The sequence below is a fragment of the Pseudonocardia thermophila genome (genome assembly GCF_900142365.1).
GTDB classification, from domain to species: domain Bacteria; phylum Actinomycetota; class Actinomycetes; order Mycobacteriales; family Pseudonocardiaceae; genus Pseudonocardia; species Pseudonocardia thermophila.
On sequence record NZ_FRAP01000010.1, the window covers coordinates 89649 to 107600 of the forward strand.

18 protein-coding genes are annotated in these 17952 nt (G+C 72.9%); 7 read left to right on the forward strand and 11 right to left on the reverse strand.

Going from position 1 to position 17952, the window contains the following annotated elements:
* The first annotated feature begins 46 nt into the window (after positions 1–46).
* Positions 47–535: a bifunctional nuclease family protein gene (locus BUE41_RS14385; protein ID WP_073457717.1), complete on the forward strand. Its 489-nt coding sequence runs from the start codon at positions 47–49 to the stop codon at positions 533–535.
* Here the strand turns inward: BUE41_RS14385 and BUE41_RS14390 are convergent.
* Both BUE41_RS14390 and BUE41_RS14395 read right to left on the reverse strand, forming a co-directional pair.
* Positions 522–1814: an MFS transporter gene (locus BUE41_RS14390; RefSeq protein WP_084755010.1), complete on the reverse strand. Its 1293-nt coding sequence runs from the start codon at positions 1812–1814 to the stop codon at positions 522–524. The genes BUE41_RS14385 and BUE41_RS14390 overlap by 14 nt on opposite strands.
* Positions 1811–2269, reverse strand: coding sequence for a MarR family winged helix-turn-helix transcriptional regulator (locus tag BUE41_RS14395; protein ID WP_200803901.1), 459 nt, complete (start codon positions 2267–2269; stop codon positions 1811–1813). Before BUE41_RS14395 ends, BUE41_RS14390 begins: the two co-directional genes overlap by 4 nt.
* Before the next feature lie 126 nt (positions 2270–2395).
* On the opposite strand from BUE41_RS14395, the gene BUE41_RS14400 reads away from it, so the two are divergent.
* Positions 2396–2884 (forward strand): ribonuclease FAU-1 family protein, encoded by a 489-nt coding sequence (locus BUE41_RS14400; protein WP_073457596.1) that lies wholly within the window; start codon positions 2396–2398, stop codon positions 2882–2884.
* 14 nt (positions 2885–2898) lie between these two features.
* Here BUE41_RS14400 and BUE41_RS32430 read toward each other — a convergent pair whose 3' ends face one another.
* From BUE41_RS32430 to BUE41_RS14415, 3 genes are all read right to left on the reverse strand, one after another.
* Complete coding sequence (locus BUE41_RS32430; protein WP_073457597.1) at positions 2899–4896, reverse strand: TPM domain-containing protein; 1998 nt, start codon at positions 4894–4896, stop codon at positions 2899–2901.
* 64 nt (positions 4897–4960) lie between these two features.
* Positions 4961–5824 carry an enoyl-CoA hydratase/isomerase family protein gene (locus tag BUE41_RS14410; protein ID WP_073457598.1) on the reverse strand — a complete coding sequence of 288 codons (864 nt, stop codon included), beginning with the start codon at positions 5822–5824 and terminating at the stop codon, positions 4961–4963.
* Positions 5824–6816, reverse strand: a complete 993-nt coding sequence (locus BUE41_RS14415) for a quinone oxidoreductase family protein (RefSeq protein WP_073457599.1) — start codon at positions 6814–6816, stop codon at positions 5824–5826. The genes BUE41_RS14410 and BUE41_RS14415 overlap by 1 nt, the downstream gene beginning before the upstream one ends.
* A 55-nt stretch (positions 6817–6871) precedes the next feature.
* On the opposite strand from BUE41_RS14415, the gene BUE41_RS14420 reads away from it, so the two are divergent.
* Positions 6872–7342, forward strand: a complete 471-nt coding sequence (locus BUE41_RS14420; RefSeq protein ID WP_073457600.1) for an Rrf2 family transcriptional regulator — start codon at positions 6872–6874, stop codon at positions 7340–7342.
* A 10-nt stretch (positions 7343–7352) separates the two neighbouring features.
* On the opposite strand, the gene BUE41_RS14425 is transcribed toward BUE41_RS14420, so the two are convergent.
* Together BUE41_RS14425 and BUE41_RS14430 are read right to left on the reverse strand one after the other, a co-directional pair.
* Positions 7353–8366 carry a 3-keto-5-aminohexanoate cleavage protein gene (locus BUE41_RS14425; RefSeq protein ID WP_073457601.1) on the reverse strand — a complete coding sequence of 338 codons (1014 nt, stop codon included), beginning with the start codon at positions 8364–8366 and terminating at the stop codon, positions 7353–7355.
* Positions 8363–10015, reverse strand: coding sequence for a long-chain fatty acid--CoA ligase (locus BUE41_RS14430; RefSeq protein ID WP_073457602.1), 1653 nt, complete (start codon positions 10013–10015; stop codon positions 8363–8365). Before BUE41_RS14430 ends, BUE41_RS14425 begins: the two co-directional genes overlap by 4 nt.
* A gap of 227 nt (positions 10016–10242) precedes the next feature.
* On the opposite strand from BUE41_RS14430, the gene BUE41_RS14435 reads away from it, so the two are divergent.
* A complete protein-coding gene (locus BUE41_RS14435; RefSeq protein WP_143172158.1) occupies positions 10243–11544 on the forward strand; it encodes an MFS transporter in 1302 nt (433 codons plus the stop codon).
* Positions 11545–11621: 77 nt separating this feature from the next.
* On the opposite strand, the gene BUE41_RS14440 is transcribed toward BUE41_RS14435, so the two are convergent.
* A complete protein-coding gene (locus tag BUE41_RS14440) occupies positions 11622–12521 on the reverse strand; it encodes an LLM class flavin-dependent oxidoreductase (protein WP_073457604.1) in 900 nt (299 codons plus the stop codon).
* A gap of 65 nt (positions 12522–12586) precedes the next feature.
* On the opposite strand from BUE41_RS14440, the gene BUE41_RS14445 reads away from it, so the two are divergent.
* Entirely contained in the window at positions 12587–12958 is a 372-nt protein-coding gene (locus tag BUE41_RS14445) for a winged helix-turn-helix transcriptional regulator (protein ID WP_073457605.1), read from the forward strand.
* A 5-nt stretch (positions 12959–12963) separates the two neighbouring features.
* Here the strand turns inward: BUE41_RS14445 and BUE41_RS14450 are convergent, their stop codons facing one another.
* The 3 genes from BUE41_RS14450 to BUE41_RS14460 all read right to left on the reverse strand — a co-directional run bounded on the left by BUE41_RS14450 (position 12964) and on the right by BUE41_RS14460 (position 15735).
* Complete coding sequence (locus BUE41_RS14450; protein WP_073457606.1) at positions 12964–14202, reverse strand: multidrug effflux MFS transporter; 1239 nt, start codon at positions 14200–14202, stop codon at positions 12964–12966.
* Between the two features lie 70 nt (positions 14203–14272).
* Positions 14273–14920: a VC0807 family protein gene (locus BUE41_RS14455; RefSeq protein ID WP_084755015.1), complete on the reverse strand. Its 648-nt coding sequence runs from the start codon at positions 14918–14920 to the stop codon at positions 14273–14275.
* A 164-nt stretch (positions 14921–15084) separates the two neighbouring features.
* The gene (locus tag BUE41_RS14460; protein WP_084755018.1) at positions 15085–15735 is read right to left on the reverse strand and encodes a VC0807 family protein; all 651 of its coding nucleotides are present in this window, start codon (positions 15733–15735) and stop codon (positions 15085–15087) included.
* A 145-nt stretch (positions 15736–15880) separates the two neighbouring features.
* Between BUE41_RS14460 and BUE41_RS14465 the strand changes: the two genes are divergently transcribed.
* Positions 15881–17047 (forward strand): pyridoxal phosphate-dependent aminotransferase, encoded by a 1167-nt coding sequence (locus BUE41_RS14465; protein WP_073457607.1) that lies wholly within the window; start codon positions 15881–15883, stop codon positions 17045–17047.
* Positions 17044–17949, forward strand: coding sequence for an NADP-dependent oxidoreductase (locus BUE41_RS14470; protein ID WP_073457608.1), 906 nt, complete (start codon positions 17044–17046; stop codon positions 17947–17949). Before BUE41_RS14465 ends, BUE41_RS14470 begins: the two co-directional genes overlap by 4 nt.
* The last annotated feature ends 3 nt before the right edge of the window (positions 17950–17952 follow it).

The following is a 17952-nucleotide window of genomic DNA, read 5'->3' on the forward strand; positions in this document are numbered from 1 at the left end:
GAGATGCCGACTGGTGCGCTACGTCACACCGGGCAAGAATCGGCGGATGCGCGACATGCGGACCCTGCGGCTGGTGATGCACGCCCGGACACGCCAGCCGATGCTGCTCCTCGGCGAGCGCGAAGGGGACCGCTGCGTCCCGGTGTTCCTGCGGGGGCCGCAAGCCACCGTCATCGCCGAGGGGCAGCGCCACGAGGGTGATCCGATGCTGCCCATGGACGTGCTCGTGCCCGTGGTGACCGGGCTGGGCCACACCCTGGACGCCGTCGAGTTCACCGCGCTCACCGACGGCGTGTTCGTCGCGGTGCTGGTGTTCGACGGCGACACCCGCATCGAAGTGCTGGCCAGTGACGCCCTCGCTGTGGCGGTGCGGGAGGGGCTGCCCATCCGGATGGCTGAGCAGATCCTCGACGAGGTGGGCCAGCCGATCTCGGAGCTGTTCCCCGAGGGTGCGCAGGCACCGCCGGAGAAGCAGATCGACGCCTTCCGCGAGTTCCTCGACGACGTCACTCCGGACGACTTCAGGAAGCCGTAGGGACCTCGGCGCGTGCCCGGCCCCGCCGCAGCACGGCCAGGCCCATCAGCGCGGACACGAGGCAGGCCACCGCACCCATGGCGAGTCCGGCCCGGCCACCCCACGCCTGGCTCACCGCGCCCGCGATCGGGCCGCCGATCGGGGTGGACCCGAGGAACGCCACCGCCCACAGGGCCATCACGCGCCCGCGCATGGTCGGTGCCGCGGTGAGCTGCAGCGTGCTGTTGCCCGTCGACATGAACGCCACGCTCGTCGCGCCCACCAGCGCCATCCCGGCCAGCGCGACCGGCAGCGTCGGGGCCACGGCGACGAGCCCCATCGCGGCACCGAAGCCCAGCGCCGTGACGATCAGCGGCTGCAACCCGGTCCGCCCGCGGGCGGCCACGAACAACCCGCCGACGACGGCACCGGCGCCCATGGCAGCGGTGAGGAACCCGTACGCGCTGGCGTCACCGGCGAACGTCTCCTGGGCGACGACCGGCAGCACGACCTGGAACTCGTAGGTCAGGCAGCCGACCAGCGCCATCATGAGCAGCGGCACGGCGAGCATCGGCTCGCGGGCGACGTAGCGCAGGCCCTCGCGCAGCTGGCCGGGCGCCCGCGGGGCCGGCACCGACGGCATCAGCGCCGAGGTGTCCAGCTTGACCAGCGACACCACGACGGCGACGAACGTGGCCGCGTTGATCAGGAAGCACAGCCCGATGCCGCCGGTGGCGATGACGACGCCGGCGATCGCGGGGCCCACGGCCCGCGCCGCGTTCGCCAGCACCGAGTTGAGGCTGACCGCGTTGCGCAGGTACTGCGGCCCGACCATCTCCAGCACGAACGCCTGCCGCACCGGCTGCTCGAAGCAGTTGTTCAGCCCGAGCAGCAGGGCGAGCGCGAACACGTGCCAGAGCTGGACCAGCCCGGTGACGACGAGCAGGCCCAGCGTCAGGGCGAGCACGCCCATGGCCGACTGCAGTCCGATCATGAACCGGCGCTTGTCGACGCGGTCGGCCACCACGCCCGCGTACGGGCCGAGCAGCAGCGTGGGCAGCGTCTGCAGGGCGACGACCGCGCCGACGGCGGTGGCGGAGCCGGTCAGCTCCAGCACCAGCCACGACTGGGCGATCGTCTGCATCCAGGTGCCGGCCAGCGACACGGCTTGGCCGGAGATGTAGAGGCGGTAGTTCGGGTTCGCCAGCGAGGCGAACATGTCGCGGAAGAGGCTGGTGCGGGTCTCGTGGACGGTCTCGTTCGTGCCGATGGCCTGCGGGGTGTCCGCGGTGGCCGTCATCGATGCTGCTCCTGTGGGGTCGTGGCGAGGGCGGTGGCGAGCGCCTCCAGCGCGGGAAGCGCCGCCATCAGCCGCGTGGTCTCGGTGTCGGGCAGGGTGGCGAGGTGCTCCGCCAGCAGCCGGGTGCGCTCCGCGCGCAGCCGCCGGTGCAGGTCGCCGCCCGCGGGGGTGACCGCGAGGAGGACAGCGCGCGCGTCGGCGGGATCCGGCGTCCGCTCGACCAGGCCGGCCTCGGCGAGCTTGCCGACGATGCGGGAGAGCATCGTCTGGTTGACGCCCTCGATCTCGGCGAGCTCGCCGGCGCGCAGCGGCCCGCGGCACTCGAGCGTCGCGAGCACGGACAGCTCGGTGTGGGTGAGCGTCGCGCGGCGGGTCTGGCGGTCGAGCCGGCGGGCGATGCGGGCGAGCGCGGTGCGCAGACGGTTCACGTCGTCGCTGTCGAAGCGCTCCGGCACGTGCACCACCCCAATTAATTGCCTTACGGCAATCATATACCTCGGGTGCGGGCGCTCGCCGCCGCGCGCGGTGTGAGATGCGCAAATCGCTACTGCCCGCGGGACGGAGATCCGTAGGGTCGGGCCATGCGGGTGTGGTTGCGCAAGGCAGGCCGGCCGAAGATCGACTACCCGGCGGAGCTGATCTCCGACGACGGGGTGCACATCGTGGTCGAGGCGCCGTTCGCCGGCGGGAAGGTACGCGATTTCGGCTTCGTGCGGTTCGAGCCCGGCGACGTGTTCGTCGAGCACTACTGGCGCGACCGCTGGTTCTCCGTCGCCGAGGTCCACGGCCCGGACCGGACGCTCAAGGGCTTCTACTGCGACGTCACCCGCCCCGCCGTCCTCGACGAGAACGGCGATCTCGTCGTCGAGGACCTGGACCTCGATCTCTGGCGCTCCCCCGACGGCACGCAGGTCCTGCGGCTGGACGAGGACGAGTTCGCCGAGAGCGGCCTCGCCGAGACCGACCCGGCCGCCGCGACCCGGGCCGTCGCGGCGCTGGAGGAGCTGGAGCGGCTCGCGCGCTCCGACGGCGGTTTCGAGCGGCTCCTGCGCTCCGCCTCGCTCTCGTAGGTCTCGGGGCTGCCCTAGAACCGGCCGCCCCCGCCGAAGCCGCCGCCTCCGCCACCGCCGCCGAAGCCGCCGCCGCGGCCGAACCCGCCGGAGCCGCCGAACCCGCCACCGCCGCGGTGCCGATGGTGGTGACCGCCGCCGGAGAACCCGCCGGACAAGATCCCGCCGAGCACCAGGCTGCCCAGGTCGATCCCGAGGTTGCCGCCGCCCGGGCCGTTCCACTGCGACACATCGGACTGGGCCAGCCGCAGCGCCTCCTGCGCCATCCGGTCGGCGATCTGCGCGTCCCGCAGCGCGGCGGCCGGGTCGGTGCCCTGCTGCGCCAGCTGCAGGTGCCGCTGCGCCTCGGCGAGCCGGGTGCGGGCCGTGCTGCCGACGGCACCCCGGCGGGTGACGATGAAGTCGTTCGCCGCCGCCACCGACGACCGCGCCGTCAGCAGCGCCTGCTCCAGCGCGGCCGCGGCCCGGCGCAGTCGCTCCTGCTCGGCGCGCGCGTCGGCGATGCCCGCGTCCAGCGCCGTGTTGGCCTCGTCCAGCAGCCGCAGCGCCTCCAGCGGGTCCGGCTGCGGGCCGGTCGCCGCCTGGTCGGCCGCAGCGATCGCCGCCTCTGCCCGCGCCACCAGCGGGCCCACCTGCGCCCCGACCTGGCCCGGCTGCGCGGCGAGGGCACGTGCTTCGGCCAGGTCCTGGGCGATCTCGGCCTTGGCCTGCAGGTAGCGGTGCGCGGCGTCGGCGAGCTCGGCCGCCCGCCGGCCGATGCCGTCGAGCAGCGTCTCCGCCTGCGTCAGCGCGTCCTCGGCGGCCCGACCGGAGATCACGGCCGCGGCCGGGCCCGGCTGCACCAGCTCGGCGCGGGCCTGCTCGATCTCGGTCGCCGCGCCCGCGATCAGCCGGGTCGCCTGCTCGACGTTCTCCGCCACCGGCGCGGTCGCCGTCGGCGCGTAGCGGTTCTTCAGCGCCGTCCACGCGTCGGTCACCGCGGGCACCCGCTGCTGCACCTGGGCCAGTCGCTGCGCCAGCCCGTCGATGAACGCCGGCGCGTTCGCCTCCAGGCTGCGCAGGTGGTCGAACGCCGCTACCTGCGCGTCCAGCCGCTCGTCGGCGGCCTTGCAGGCGCGGATGATCTCGGCGTTCATCGCGCGCTGCTGCGCCTCGGTCTCCGGGATGTCGTCGTCGAGCTGCTGGCGGATCTCGAACGCGCGCAGCATGTCGGCCTTCGACTGCTCCAGCGCGGCCGCGAACGGCGCCGTCGCCTCCTCACCGAAGTGCGCCCGCGCCGCCGAGAGCTCCTGCTCGGAGCGCTGCACCGCGTTGTCCACGTCCAGCAGCGCCTGGCTGGCCTGGAAGGCGAGCTCCTCCCTCGACAGGTCGGAGAACTCGTCCTCCGGCACCGCCGGCTCGCTCGGGCCGCTCTCGCCCTGCGCCTTCTTGCGCCGTCGCGACAGCAGGTACGCGCCGCCGCCGACCACTGCGATCCCGCCGACCGCCGCGATCCCACCGACCACCGACAGCGTGCTCGGCCCGGAACCGCTGGAGTCCGGACCGCCCCGCCGCAGGTCGTCCGCCAGCGCGAGCGCGGCACCCGCCCAGTCGTTCGCGGCCAGCCGCGGCTCGACGTCCTGCGCCAGGATCTTGTCCAGCACGTCCTGATCGAGATCGGTCATCCGCGGCCCGGTCTGGACGTAGTACTCGCGGTCCCGGACCGCCACGGCCATCAGCACGTCGTCGGTGCCCAGACCGGTCAGCTGCCCCGACGCCCGCGCCCACTGCTCGGCCGTCCGCCCGTCGAACGAGTTGACGAACACGACGAACAGATCGATCCGCTTCTCGGCCTGCAGCTGCCGGATCGCCTCCTCGACCCGCCGCTTCGCGGCCGGATCGAGGACCCCCGCCCGGTCGGTGATCCGCTCCTGCGCTCGCAGCGGCGGATCGGCCAGCGCGACCGAGCCGCCGGCCAAGAGCAGGACGACGACGGCGGCCACCACGGCCGCGAGGGAACGGAGCGTGCGCACGGGGGCATTGTGTCGCGCGACGGCCCGGGATGGGCACCGCGGTGCGGATCGGTCGGTTCTGCGATCACCGGCCGGCGACCTCCGCTGCGCGAACCTCGTCCGCGACCCGGGCGATCAGCTCGCCGAAGCGCACCTCGCCCTCGCGCGTCTGGCCGCCGGCCGCCAGGAACGCCCGCATCCGCTCGCGCGCTGCGGACGTGGTGATCTGCCGGCCGAACAGCTCGGCCTCCTCGACGAAGCCGAGGTGACCAGGCAGGACGTGGGCGTCCACGGCGCGCTTCGCCGCCCGCACCGCCTCGCCGGGATGGGACGCGATGCGCAGCGCGAGGTCGCGCACCTCGGCGGCGATGCGATCCGCCGGGAGAGCGCGGTTGAGCAGGCCGTAGCGCTCGGCGGTCGCGGCGTCGAGGTCCCGGCCGCCGAGGACGATCTCCAGCGCCCGGGCCCGACCGACCAGGCGCGGCAGGTTCTGCGTGGCACCACCGCCGGGGATGATGCCCAGCGCGGTCTCCGGCTGTCCGAGCACCGCCCGGCCGAGCGCGCCGAAGCGCAGGTCGAGCGCCATCGCGAACTCCGCGCCGCCGCCGCGGGCGGCCCCTTCGAGCTGGGCGATCGTCAGCTGAGGCAGCGTGCGGTACCGCTCGAGCAGCGCGTGGAACCGCTTGAGGACCCCGGACCGGGCAGGCGGTCGGCGGGAACCGCGCTCCAGGAGGTCGTGGATGTCGTAGTGGGCCAGGAAGAAGTCGGGATCGGCGCTGGTGAACACGACGACGGCGATCTCGTCGTCGCCCTCCACATCCGCCGCCAGCCGCTCCAGCTCGGCGAAGAGGGGCACGTCGAGCAGGTTCAGCGGGGGCGCATCGATCGTGACGAACAGGACGCCGGACTCGCGCGACTGCCGGAGCCGGCGGTACGCGGACCCGCCCATCACGGCACCAGCAGGACCCGGCCGAACGGCTGGTCCTCGACGACCCGCTGCTGCGCCTCCCCGGCCTGCTCCAGCGGGAGGACTTCGGCGACCCGCGGCGTGATCTGCTTGCGCGCGGCGAGATCGAGCAGCCGCTCGTTCGCCTCCCGGATCCGCTCCGGGGTGAACAGCGTGAACATGAACCCCTTGATCTGAGCGCCCCGCCAGATCAGGTACGTCAGCTCCACCGTCGCGGTCGTGCCCGCCGTGTAGCCGACCGAGACGAGGACCCCGCGATCCGCGAGCGACAGCACGAGATCACCGGTCAGCGGACCGCCGATCCCGTCGACCACGACGTCCACACCGTGGCCGGCGGTCAGGCGGAGGACAGCGTCGCGCAGGTCCTCCGCGGTCGGGTCGACGATCTGCGCGAGCCCGGCCTCCCGGGCCGCACGGACCCGCTCCGCGCCCCGGGCCGTCGAGATCACGGTCCCCGCACCGAGGACCCGGGCGATCTCGACGGTCGCCGACCCCACGGCTCCGGCGTACCCGGGCGCGAGCACCCGTGCCCCCGGCGCGAGGGGCGCCAGTTCGGTGAGGGCGAGGTAAGCGGTGAGGTAGCCCGATCCGGCGGCCATCGCAGCGGCCGTGTGGTCGTCGACGCCGTCGGGCAGCGCGACGAGGCTCTCCGCCGGCACCGCGATGCGTTCGCGCCACAGGCCGTCTCGGCTCGTCCCGAAGCCCCACCCGGTGACCAGCACCCGGCTACCCGGCTGCCAGGACGACGTGCCCGGGTCGACGACCTCGCCGACGCCGGTCGCGCCCGGGACCAGCGGCAGCGGCTTGAGCATGCTGTCCGGCAGGACGCCGGCCCGGACCTTGTCGTCGAGCGGACTCACGCCGGCGGCGAGGATCCGGACGACGACCTCGCCCGGCCCGGGCGCGGGCTCCGGGACCTCGTCGACCACGAGGCGGTCGAACCCGCCGTGGGCGTGGAAGCGCACAGCTCTCATGCAGTTCTCCTCGACTGCTAGGGTGTAATCTGTTTAGTTACATCAGGAGGCGAGCATGGCCGCGAACAGCAGACTGACGGTCGCGGCGCACGCACTGGCCTGGATGGCGCTGGTGCGCCGCAACAGCGACGAGTACGTCACCTCCGAGCGGATCGCGGCCAGCGTCAACACCAACCCCGTCGTGATCCGCCGGGCGATCGGCAGGCTGCGCGACGCCGGGATCGTCGAGGTCCAGCGGGGTGCGGGCGCCGGGTGCCGCCTCGCGCGGCCGCCGGAGTCGATCACCCTCCGCGAGGTGTACGACGCGGTCGCCGACGAGCCGCTGTTCGGCTTCCACGCCCGCCGGCCCAACCAGGGCTGCCCCGTCGGGCGCGGCATCCAGCCCGCGCTCGCCAAGGTGTACGACGGCGTCGACGCCGCGGTGCGCGCCGAGCTGGCGCGGACGACGATCGCCGACCTGCTCATCGACGTCCTCGCCTCCGCGTGGCGGAGCACGGTGGCCGAGCCGGCGTCCGATCCCGCCTGACGGTCACCGCTCACCGGGCCACCGCGCGCGGTGCGATCCCGGTGAGTGCGCGGTACTCCGCGTGGCTCGCGATCGGCCGGCCCGTGGCGGACGAGATCGCTCGCGCCACCGACAGGGCCTGCGCGTTCGACTCGAGCCGGTCGTCGCGGTGCGGCCAGAGCCAGTAGGTGTCCTCCATGCCGACCCGGATGTGCAGGCCGAGCGAGGCGGCCAGCGTCGCCAGGAGCATCGACGCGCGGCCCGCCGCGCAGACCAGGATCACCGCGCCCGGGTCGACGTCTCGGATCGTGCCCGTCACCCGCAGCAGGCCCTCGGCCATCTGCCGGGGGTTGTCCATCGGCATGCAGCCCGGCAGCGCGGGCAGGACGAGCCAGACGGCGGGCGTTGCCACCACGCCGCTGCGCAGCAGGAAGCGGTCGGCGTTCGAGACGTCCGCGTCGGTGTAGACCGCGATCTCGGGGGCGAGGCCGTGCTCGACGACCAGGCGGGCCTTCTCCATGAGGACCGCCGCCGGCTTGGCGAACAGCGAGTCCCCGACGTGCGTCGCGGTGGCGTTCAGCGGTGCGGCGTCGAGCAGCCCGGACGCGAGGACCCGCTGCATCTCCCGCCACTCCCCGGACAGCGCGGGGACCAGGCACCCGTCCACGGCGAGCTGCGGGAACTGCGCCCGCAGCGGCCGGACGACCTCGGCGAACCGTTCGTACGAGAGCGCGTTGTACCCGCGGTCGTCGCGGACGTGGACGTGGATCGTGCTCGCTCCGGCTGCCACCTCGGCCGCCGAGGCCCGGATCTCGTCCGGGGTGATCGGCTGGTGCGGGTTCTGCGCCTTGCGGAAGAACGCCCCGGTGACCGCGACCGAGACGATCAGCTTCTCGGAGAGGTCCCAGCGCTCGGACACCGCGGCGTCGTGGAAACTGGTCCGCTCCAGGTCGAGGATGTCCGGCGCCCCGTAGGGCCGCCAGATCATGCGCTCCTGCTCGCGCCGCACGCTCGCCGCGATCCGTGCCCAGTCGACGCGGGTCATCGCACGTCCTCGCGGCCCGCGGCGACCGCCGCACCGCCGATCGGGCGCAGCCGGCCCGCGTGGAAGTCGGCTCGCAGCGCCTTCTTGTCGATCTTCCCCACGCTCGTGCGCGGGAGGTCGGTGACCGCCGTCCACGACTGCGGCACCCACCAGCGGGGCACGGCAGCGGCCAGGTGCGCGCCGAGCGCCTCGACGTCGAGGACCGCGCCGGGGCGCAGGACGACGCACGCGAACGGGCGCTCGTCCCATCGCGGATCGGGGATGCCGATGACCGCCGCCTCCACGACGTCGGGGTGACCGGCCAGCAGTTCCTCCAGCCGCACCGAGGAGATCCACTCGCCGCCGGACTTGATCACGTCCTTCACCCGGTCGGTGATCCGCACGAACCCGCTGGGTTCGATCACCGCGAGATCGCCGGTGCGCAGCCAGCCGTCGTGGAACCTGTCCGCAGCGTCGCGCTCGTAGTACCGCGCGGTGATCCACGGCCCGCGGACCTCGAGCTCACCCACGCTCGTGCCGTCGGCCGGGAGAACGGCCCCGGCCTCGTCCGCGATGCGGACCTCGGTCAGCGGCACCGGCCGCCCCGCCTTCACCGTCCACTCGGTCTCCGAGCCGGGGGCCGCAGACCGGGGCGGGGCGGAGATCAGGACCATCGGGCTGGTCTCGGTCATCCCCCACGCCTGGACGACCCGGACGCCGTGCCGCCGCTGAAGCCGTTCGACGAGCGCCGCGGACGGAGCGGAGCCGCCGAGGAACAGGATCTCGATCGACGAGAGGTCGGCGCCGATGGCCTCGGCGTGGTCGGCGATCGCGGACCAGACCGCCGGCACGCCGCCGCTGACGGTCGGCCGCTCCGCGGTGATGAGCCGGCACACGTCCGCCGGCTGCATCGACCGGCCGGGCAGCACCAGGTCCGCCCCGACCATCCACCCGACGTGCGGCAGGCCCCAACCGTTCACGTGGAACAGCGGGACCACCACGAGGAACCGGTCGTGGTCGGAGAGGAACTTCCCGACCGAGCCCGCGAACGCGAGTGCGTGCAGCACGGTCGAACGGTGGCTGTAGGCGACCCCCTTCGGGTCGCCCGTCGTGCCGGTCGTGTAGCAGAGGGCGGCGGCGCTGCGTTCGTCGACGTCCGGCCAGTCGACGAGCGGGGTCGCGGAAGCCAGGAGGTCCTCGTACCCGACCTGCGGAACGGGCAACCGGTCGTGGGTCGGGGAGTCGCCGATCGTCACGATCCGCTCCACCGAACCCAGCCGTGGCGCCACCGGAGCGAGCACGTCGAGCAGCTCGTCGTCGACGATCAGCACCCGGTCCTGCGCGTGGTCGATGACTTCGGCGAGCTGGTCGAGCTGGAGCTTGGTGTTCACCGTGTGCAGGACGGCGCCCATGCCCGGGATCCCGAGGTAGGCCTCGACGTACTCCTGGACGTTGGCGGCCAGCACGCCGACCCGGTCGCCGGGGCCCACGCCGAGTTCCCGCAGACCGCCGGCGAGGGCTCGGGCGCGGCGGGCCACCTCGGCGAACGGGGTGCGCCGCTGTCCGGTGGGCGTCCACGTGACGACCTCGCTGTCCGGGAAGAGGTCCCGGCCGCGGATCAGGAGTCTGCCCACGGTCAGGGGCATGTCGCTCATGGTGCTGTCGGTCATCGGCTCCCTCGACGCTGTCGCTCGGTGACGCGAATTTGTTGTAACAGTTGCTGTTACGGCAAGTTGCAGCATAGAGCATGTGTCAGCGCTTGACATAGATAGACGTAACAGATTTAGTTTCGACTCCCTGGGTTCCGCGGGTGATCGCGACGCCGTGCGGACCGACTCGCAGGCGCGGTCGCGCGCCTTCGTCATCCCCGAAGACGGGTGCTCCGAGGAGGCTCGACGTGGAATCTCCGCTACCTGATCCGGTCCGGACCCGCGAGATGGCCCTGCCGCGCCGCCGCGGTGTCGTCGCCGTCTGCATCGGCAACGCGATCGAGTGGTTCGACTGGTCGCTCTACGCGGTGCTCGCGCCGGTGTTCGCGACCACGTTCTTCAGCCCCGACGACCCCTACTCGGCACTGCTGTCGACCTTCGGTGTCTTCATGGTCGGTTTCCTCGCCCGTCCGGTGGGCGGGTTCCTCTTCGGCGTGCTCGCCGACCGGCGCGGCCGGCGGGTGTCGCTGGCCGCCACGATGCTCCTGACCGGGCTCGGCAGCTGCGTGATCGCGCTCGCTCCGACGTACGAGCAGGTCGGCCTCGGTGCCTCGATCGCGCTCGTCGCCGGGCGGGTCGTGCAAGGCCTCGGGTTCGGCGGGGAGGCGCCGGCCTCCTACGCCTACATCGCAGAGCTCGCGCCGCGCGCCAGGCGAGGGCTGTGGTCCAGCGGTACCGGCGTGGGCATCGCCGCCGGTTCGCTCGCCGCGACCCTGCTCGGCCTGCTGTTCTCCCTCGCGCTGACCCCTGATCAGGTCGCGACCTGGGGATGGCGGGCTGCGTTCCTGCTCGCCGGCGGCATCGGGCTGTACGCGGTGTACCTGCGGCGACGGCTGGCGGAGAGCGCGCAGTTCCTCGCCGCGCACGCGGACGGCGGTGAGGACCGGCCGGTCGCGGTGCTGCAGGTGCTTCGTGCGCACCGCACGCGTGTACTGCAGGTGCTGGGCATCGCCACCGGCGCCGTCGCCGTCTTCTACTACTGGATCGCCTTCGTCCCGGCGTACGCCGTCTCGGCGATGCACCACCCTGCTGCGCAGGTCCAGCTGGGCGGAGTGGTCGCCCAGCTCACGCTGATCGCGGCTCTGCCCATCGCCGGGATGCTCTCCGACCGGCTCGGGCGCAAGCGGATGGCCTACGTGATGGGGAGCGGGTTCATCCTGCTCGCGTTCCCCCTCGACGCGCTCGTGCGCCAGGGCGGATGGCAGTTCGTGCTCGCCGTGGTCGTCGCGGCCCTGCTGATCAGCTGCACCCTCGGCCCGTTCGGTGCGATGCTCGTCGAGCAGTTCCCCGCAGCGGTCCGCGGCACGGCCATCGCCGTTCCGTACACGATCGCGACGACGGTGGCCGGCGCCGTCCCGTACGTCGGGACGTGGTTGACCGGCGTCGGTGCCCACGACGTGCTCGTCGTGATCGTCACCGGGCTCGTCGCGCTCACGCTCGCCGCGTACGCCGCGCTCCCGGAGACCGCCCGCAGCGAGCTGCAGGTGTGACGCGACGAGAACGACGTCGGCGTGATCGAGTCGGCCCGTTGATCACGGCGACGTCGTTCTCGACGAGGTCTCCGTGCTCATCGTGACCGGCGGATCTCCCGCACCTGCGCCCGCACGGCCGGGACGACCTGGGAGCTGAACACCTCCAGCTGGCTGCGGGTGTGCCCGAGCGGCCAGTAGACGAAGGTGTCGTAGCCGAGATCGGTGGCCCACGAGCTCAGCGTGTCGGCCCACAGCTGCGCGTCGCCGATCAGACCGGTGCCCCGCGCGGCGTTGCCGATGTAGCCGATGACGTTGTAGATCCGGCGCACATCGGACGGATCGCGGCCGACGGAGCGGGCGGCGTCGTCGATGAGCTCCTGCCGCCAGAGCACCTCCTCCGGCGGTACGTAGATGTTCAGCGGCGAGACCCAGCCGTCGCTGGCCCGACCGACGACGCCGAGCATGCGCCGGTGCTGGGCGCCCAGGTAGACGTTGGGCCGTGGGTCGGCCACCGGGCCGGCCTGGTAGCCCTCGATGCGGTGCTCGGTGCTGAGCAACCGCACCTTCCCGCCCTCGAGGGCGTGGCGCAGTACGTGCAGCGACTCCTCGGTGTAGGTGATCGTCTGGCCCGGGGTGCGCCGCTGTCCGCCCATCGACGTGATGCCCTGCGGGAAGCCGCCGCCGCCGACACCGAGATCGATGCGCCGGCCGGTGAGCACGGCGAGGCTCGCCGCGGTCTTGGCGGCCATCGTCGGCGGACGCAGCGCCAGGTCCAGCACGTCGGTGAACAGTCCGATGCGCTCGGTGCGCAGTGCGACGGCCTCGAGCAGGCTCAGCGTGTCGAGGTAATCGGGCTGGTAGGGGTGGTCCTGCACCGCGACGAAGTCGAGGCCCGCGGCCTCGGCGTCCCTGGCGAGCTCGTACGCCTCGGCGAGCCGGGGGACGGAGGGATCGAGGGAGACCCCGAAGCGGAGTTCGTGTCCGTAGTCGGTCATGGGCCTGAGTGTCGACACGGCCGCCGACGTTGCCCAGCGCGCCGTTAGGCGCTTACACTTCGTAAGTGACTTCCAATCCGAAGGCCGCGCACGACACGAGCATCGATGCGGAGGCCTGCCAGGCGTTCCAGCACACCATCGAGCGGGTCGGCAAGCGCTGGAGCGGCGCGATCCTGCTCGCGGCCACTCGCGGCGCGCGCCGGTTCGGCGAGTTCCGCCGGATGGTGCCCGGCATCTCCGACCGCGTCCTCGCGCAGCGCCTGCGCGAGCTGGAGGCGCTCGACCTCATCGAGCGCGAGGTGATCCCGACGATGCCGGTGCAGGTGATCTACCGGCCCACGCCGGAGGGTGCCCAGTTGATGGCCGCCCTGCAGCCGCTCGTCCACTGGGGGCTGCAGCACGGGCCCGCCGACGTGGACGAGGGCGTGGTGGCGTAGCCGGGTCAGGCCGGCTCGGCCGCGGGCACGTGGTCCTCCGCGTCGAGATCGGCCAGCTGCCACGGTCGCACGACGGCCAGCAGCACGACGAGACCGAGCAGCAGGCTCCCGGTCATCGCTGCGGCCATGGCGACCGAGTCGTTCCCGAGCGCGCCGACGAGCGGCGAGATCGCTGCGCCCACGCCGAACTGAGCGGCGCCCAGCAGCGCGGCGGCGGTGCCGGCGGCCCCGCCGTGCCGGCCCATCGCCAGGGCCTGGCCGTTCGGGGTCGCGAGACCGACGAAGAACAGCGTGCCCCACAGCGGCAGGACGATGCCGGCGAAACCGAGACCACTCAGCGCCGAGGTGAGGACGGCGGTCGCGCTGACGGCTCCGCCCACCAGGGCGACCACGACGAGCCTGCGCGGCTCGAACCGCCGCAGCAGCCACGCGTTGAGCTGTGAAGCGCTGATGATGAACACGGCGCACGCGCCGAACAGCAGCCCGTACTGCTGCTCGTCGAGGCCGAACTCCTGCTGGAACACGAACGACGAGCCGGCGATGTAGGCGAACATCGCGGCGAAGTTCAGCCCGGCCATCAGGACCAGCCCGACGTACGCGCGGTCGCGCAGCAGACGGCCGACCGTCTGCACCACCGATCGCGCCCCCGCCGGGCGCCGCCGCTCGACGGGCAGCGTCTCCGGCAGCAGGAACAGAGCAGTGGGCAGCAGCAGGAGCCCGTAGACGGCGAGCGCGACGAACACCCCGCGCCACGACGTCACGGCGAGCAGCCAGCCGCCCAGTGTGGGCGCGAGCACCGGCGCGACGCCCAGCACGAGGACGAGCCGCGACATCAGGGTAGCCGCGGCGCGCCCGCTGTAGAGGTCGCGCACGATCGCCATCGCGACCACGGATCCAGCGGCCGCGCCGACCCCCTCCAGCACGCGCAGCACCCCGAGCACGGCGATGTTCGGGGCGAGCGCGCACAGCACCGACGACGCGACGTGGAGCGTCACCCCGGCCAGCAGCGGCTTGCGCCGCCCCATCGCGTCGGACATCGGCCCGATCGCGAGCTGCCCGAACGCCAGTCCCAGCAGTGTGCCGGTGATGGTCAGCTGCGTGAGGCTCGGTGCGGCCCGCAGATCGTCGACCATGGCCGGCAGCGCCGGCAGGTACATGTCGATCGTGGCCGGGCCGAGCGCCACCAGTGATCCGAGGAGCAGGATGAGGGTCAGGCGGCGGGGTGCGGACGGCGCAGGACTCACCTCAGCGTCAATGCGCCCCGCTTCCGTGCTGTTCCCGACGCGTCCCCCGATGTGATGATCTGCACGCGCGTCAGTTGCTCTGCGCACGCGCCCGGGCCCGCTCCACCCGCCACTTGTTCCAGAACACGAGCGCCACGATCGTGACGACGAACAGCGCCTCGCTGACGCCGACGGCCACGTCGATCGGCAGCAGGAGCACGATCGGGATGCGCAGGACCGCGTCCGCGAGCAGCCCGCAGCCCCACACCGTGGACGACAGTCGGTGGCCGCGCCGCACCTCGGGCATCGTGTCGTAGTCGCGCTGGGCCTGCTCCGCCTCGGCCGGCGAGAAGCTCTGCTGCGCGGCGAGGGTGAGCGGGCGCTTGCCGTGGATCGCCGAGATCAGGAACGCGATGCCGACCGCGCCGGTGACGAACGAGTTGCGCAGCAGCACGGTGCGCGGGTCACCGGTCATCAGGCTCAAGAGGAAGCCGAGCCCGTAGACCAGGAGCATGACGGTGGCGAAGGCGTTGAGCTGCCGGTCGCGCACCGCGGTCCACACGATCCGCAACGCGGCGACCGCGGAGGCGGCGAGCAGCGCCGCCCAGTCGGACGCACCGAGCAGGTGCAGCACGTAGTACGTGACCACCGGGAGCCCGACGTCGAGGGCCAAGCCGCGCAGCATCAAGAGCGGGCCGGGCACCGAGGCGCGGTCACTCGCCGGTGCGGAGTCGGTCATCGCGGTCGTCCCTCCCCGTCGGGGTGGCCGGTTCCGGCCAACCGTGAACCTTCACCTCAGAAGAGAATGATGATCAGCGATGCCGTCCGGAACCATCGTCCCGTCCGGCGACGATCGCGCCTGATAGCTCGCTCCGGAGCTCCCGCGCGTTTCGCGGATCCCCGTCAGCCGTGCTGCGCGCGGCGCCGGGCGCGCGCGACGTACCACACGTTCCAGCCCATGAGCGCCACGATCGTCACGACGGCCAGCGCCTCGGTGGCGCCGACGGCGACGTCGATCGGCAGCAGGTAGACGAGCGGGATGCGCAGGACGGCCTCCGCCAGCAGGCCGCCGCCCCAGATCGCGGAGGAGAGCCGGTAGCCGCGACGGACCTCGGGTTTCGTGTCGTACTCGTGCTGGAGCTGCTGCGACCGGCCCGGGTTGAAGCTCTGCAGGGCGGTGAGGGTCAGCGGGCGCTTGCCCCGGGCTGCCGTCACCAGGAACACGGCGGCGACCCCGGCGGTGATCAGCGACGTGCGCAGCAGCATCGTGCGCGGGTCGCCGGTCGCGAACGCCAGTGCGAAGCCGATCCCGTAGACGAGCAGCATCACGGTGGCGAAGGCGTTCAGCTCCCGGCTGCGCACCGCGGACCACGCGATGCGGACGGCGGCAGCGGCGGAGGCCGCGAGCAGCGCCACCCAGTCGGATGCGCCGAGCAGGCGCAGCACGTAGTACGCGGCCACCGGCAGGCCGACGTCGAGCCCCAGGCCGCGGGCCAGTGCGAGGAGTCGCGGGGGGCTGGTGCGGTCGGTCGTGGTGGACGGGGTGGCGGTCATCGCGGGTCCTTCGTCGGCCGGTCGGTCACGCCACGATGCACCAGGCGGTATTGACATGTCAAATCAGACATGTCGATCTCTCCCGGACTCATGCCGTCGGCGAGCGCCGGGGACCCGGGGCGAGGGTCGGCCTAAGGTGACATCCATGCTCGTGGCGCGGATGCAGCCGTTCACCTCGACCATCTTCGCCGAGATGTCGGCGCTCGCGGTGCGGACGGGAGCGATCAACCTCGGTCAGGGCTTCCCCGACACCGATGGACCGCCGTCGCTGCTCGCCGACGCCGCCGCGAACATCACCAGCGGGATCAACCAGTACCCGCCCGGTCCCGGCATCCCCGAGCTGCGGGCCGCCGTCGCCGAGCACCAGAAGCGGTTCTACGGGCTCGACGTCGATCCCGATCACGTGCTCGTCACGACCGGGGCCACCGAGGCGATCGCGTCGGCCGTGCTGGCGTTGTGCGAGCCCGGTGACGAGGTGGTGACGTTCCAGCCGTACTACGACTCGTACGCGGCGACGATCGCGCTGGCCGGCGCCGTGCTGAAGGCCGTGCCGCTGCGGCCGGCGCACCCGGGTGAGCCGTTCGCGTTCGACCCCGACGAGCTGCGCGCGGCGTTCTCGGCGCGGACCCGGTTGGTGCTGGTCAACACCCCGCACAACCCGACCGGCACCGTGTTCGACCGCGAGCAGCTGACGCTGATCGGACGGCTGGCCGCCGAGCACGAGGCGATCGTCGTCACCGACGAGGTCTACGAGCACATGGTCTACGACGGGCGCCCGCACGTGCCGATGGCGACCCTGCCGGACATGGCCGAGCGCACGCTGACGATCTCCTCGGTCGGCAAGACCTTCTCGGTGACCGGCTGGAAGGTCGGCTGGATCAGCGGCCCGCCGCAGCTGGTGGCAGCGGTGCGGGCGGTCAAGCAGTTCCTCACCTACGTCAGCGGCGCGCCGTTCCAGCCGGCCATCGCCTCAGCGCTCGCGCTGCCCGACTCGTTCTACGCCGAGCTCGCTGATGGCCTGCAGCGCAAGCGCGACCTGCTCTCCGGCGGGCTCGCGGCGGCCGGCTTCACCGTGTACCCGAGCACGGGCACGTACTTCGTCGTCACCGACGTCGCCCCGCTCGGCGTCGCCGACGGGGCCGAGCTGTGCTGGCGGCTGCCCGAGCTGATCGGGGTGGCGGCGGTGCCGGTGTCGGTGTTCTGCGCGGATCCCGATCTGGGGCGGACGCTGGTCCGGTTCGCGTTCTGCAAGCGCGACGAGGTGCTCACCGAGGCCGTGGAGCGGCTGGCGAACCTGAAGGCGGTGCTGTGAGGGCGTACGGATTCACCAGTGAGGGCGAGGCGTTCCTGGACCTGCCGGTGCCCGAGCCAGGGCCGGACGAGCTGCTGGTCCACGTGCGCGCGGCCGGGGTGAACCCCGGCGACTGGAAGGTGCGCGACGGCGCGTACGGCATCGAGCCCCCTGCGGTGCTCGGACGGGAGTGCGCCGGCACGGTCGTCGCGATCGGCGAGGACGTCACCGGGGCGGTGCGCGGGTTCGCCGAGGGCGATGAGGTGTTCGGCGGTACGCCCGGCAACGTCGGCGCCTGGGCGGAGTACGCGCGGGTCTCGGCGTCGTTCGCGGCGCTGCGGCCCGACGGCGTGCAGCCGGAGACGGTGGCCGTGCTGCCCGTCGCGGCCGGCACGGCGTACGACGCGCTGGAGCAGCTGGACCTGCCGGAGGGCGGCACGCTGCTGGTCAACGGTGCCGGTGGCGGCGTCGGGGTGGCGATGGTGCAGCTCGCCGTCGCCCGCGGCCTGCGCGTCGTGGGCACGGCGAGCCCCGGCAAGCACGAGCTGATCACCCGGTTCGGCGGCATCCCGGTCGCCTACGGCGAGGGGGTCGTCGAGCGGATCTGCGAAGTGGCCCCCGGTGGGGTCGACGCGGCGCTGGACACGGTCGGCGGGGATGCCCTGCGCACGATCGCTCCGCTGGTGCGCGACCGGTCCCGGCTGGCGTCGATCGCGGACCGGAACCTGGGGATCGAGCTGGGCGGGCGCGCGGTCGAGCGCAACCGCACCACGCCCGTGCTCACGGAGCTGGCCAAGCTCGTCGTGGCCGGGACGCTCGATCCGCACGTCACCGAGGTCTTCCCGTTCGAGCAGGCGCGGGAGGCGCTGGCCCTGGTCGAGTCGGGGCACGCGACCGGCAAGGTCGCGATCCGCATGCGCTGATCG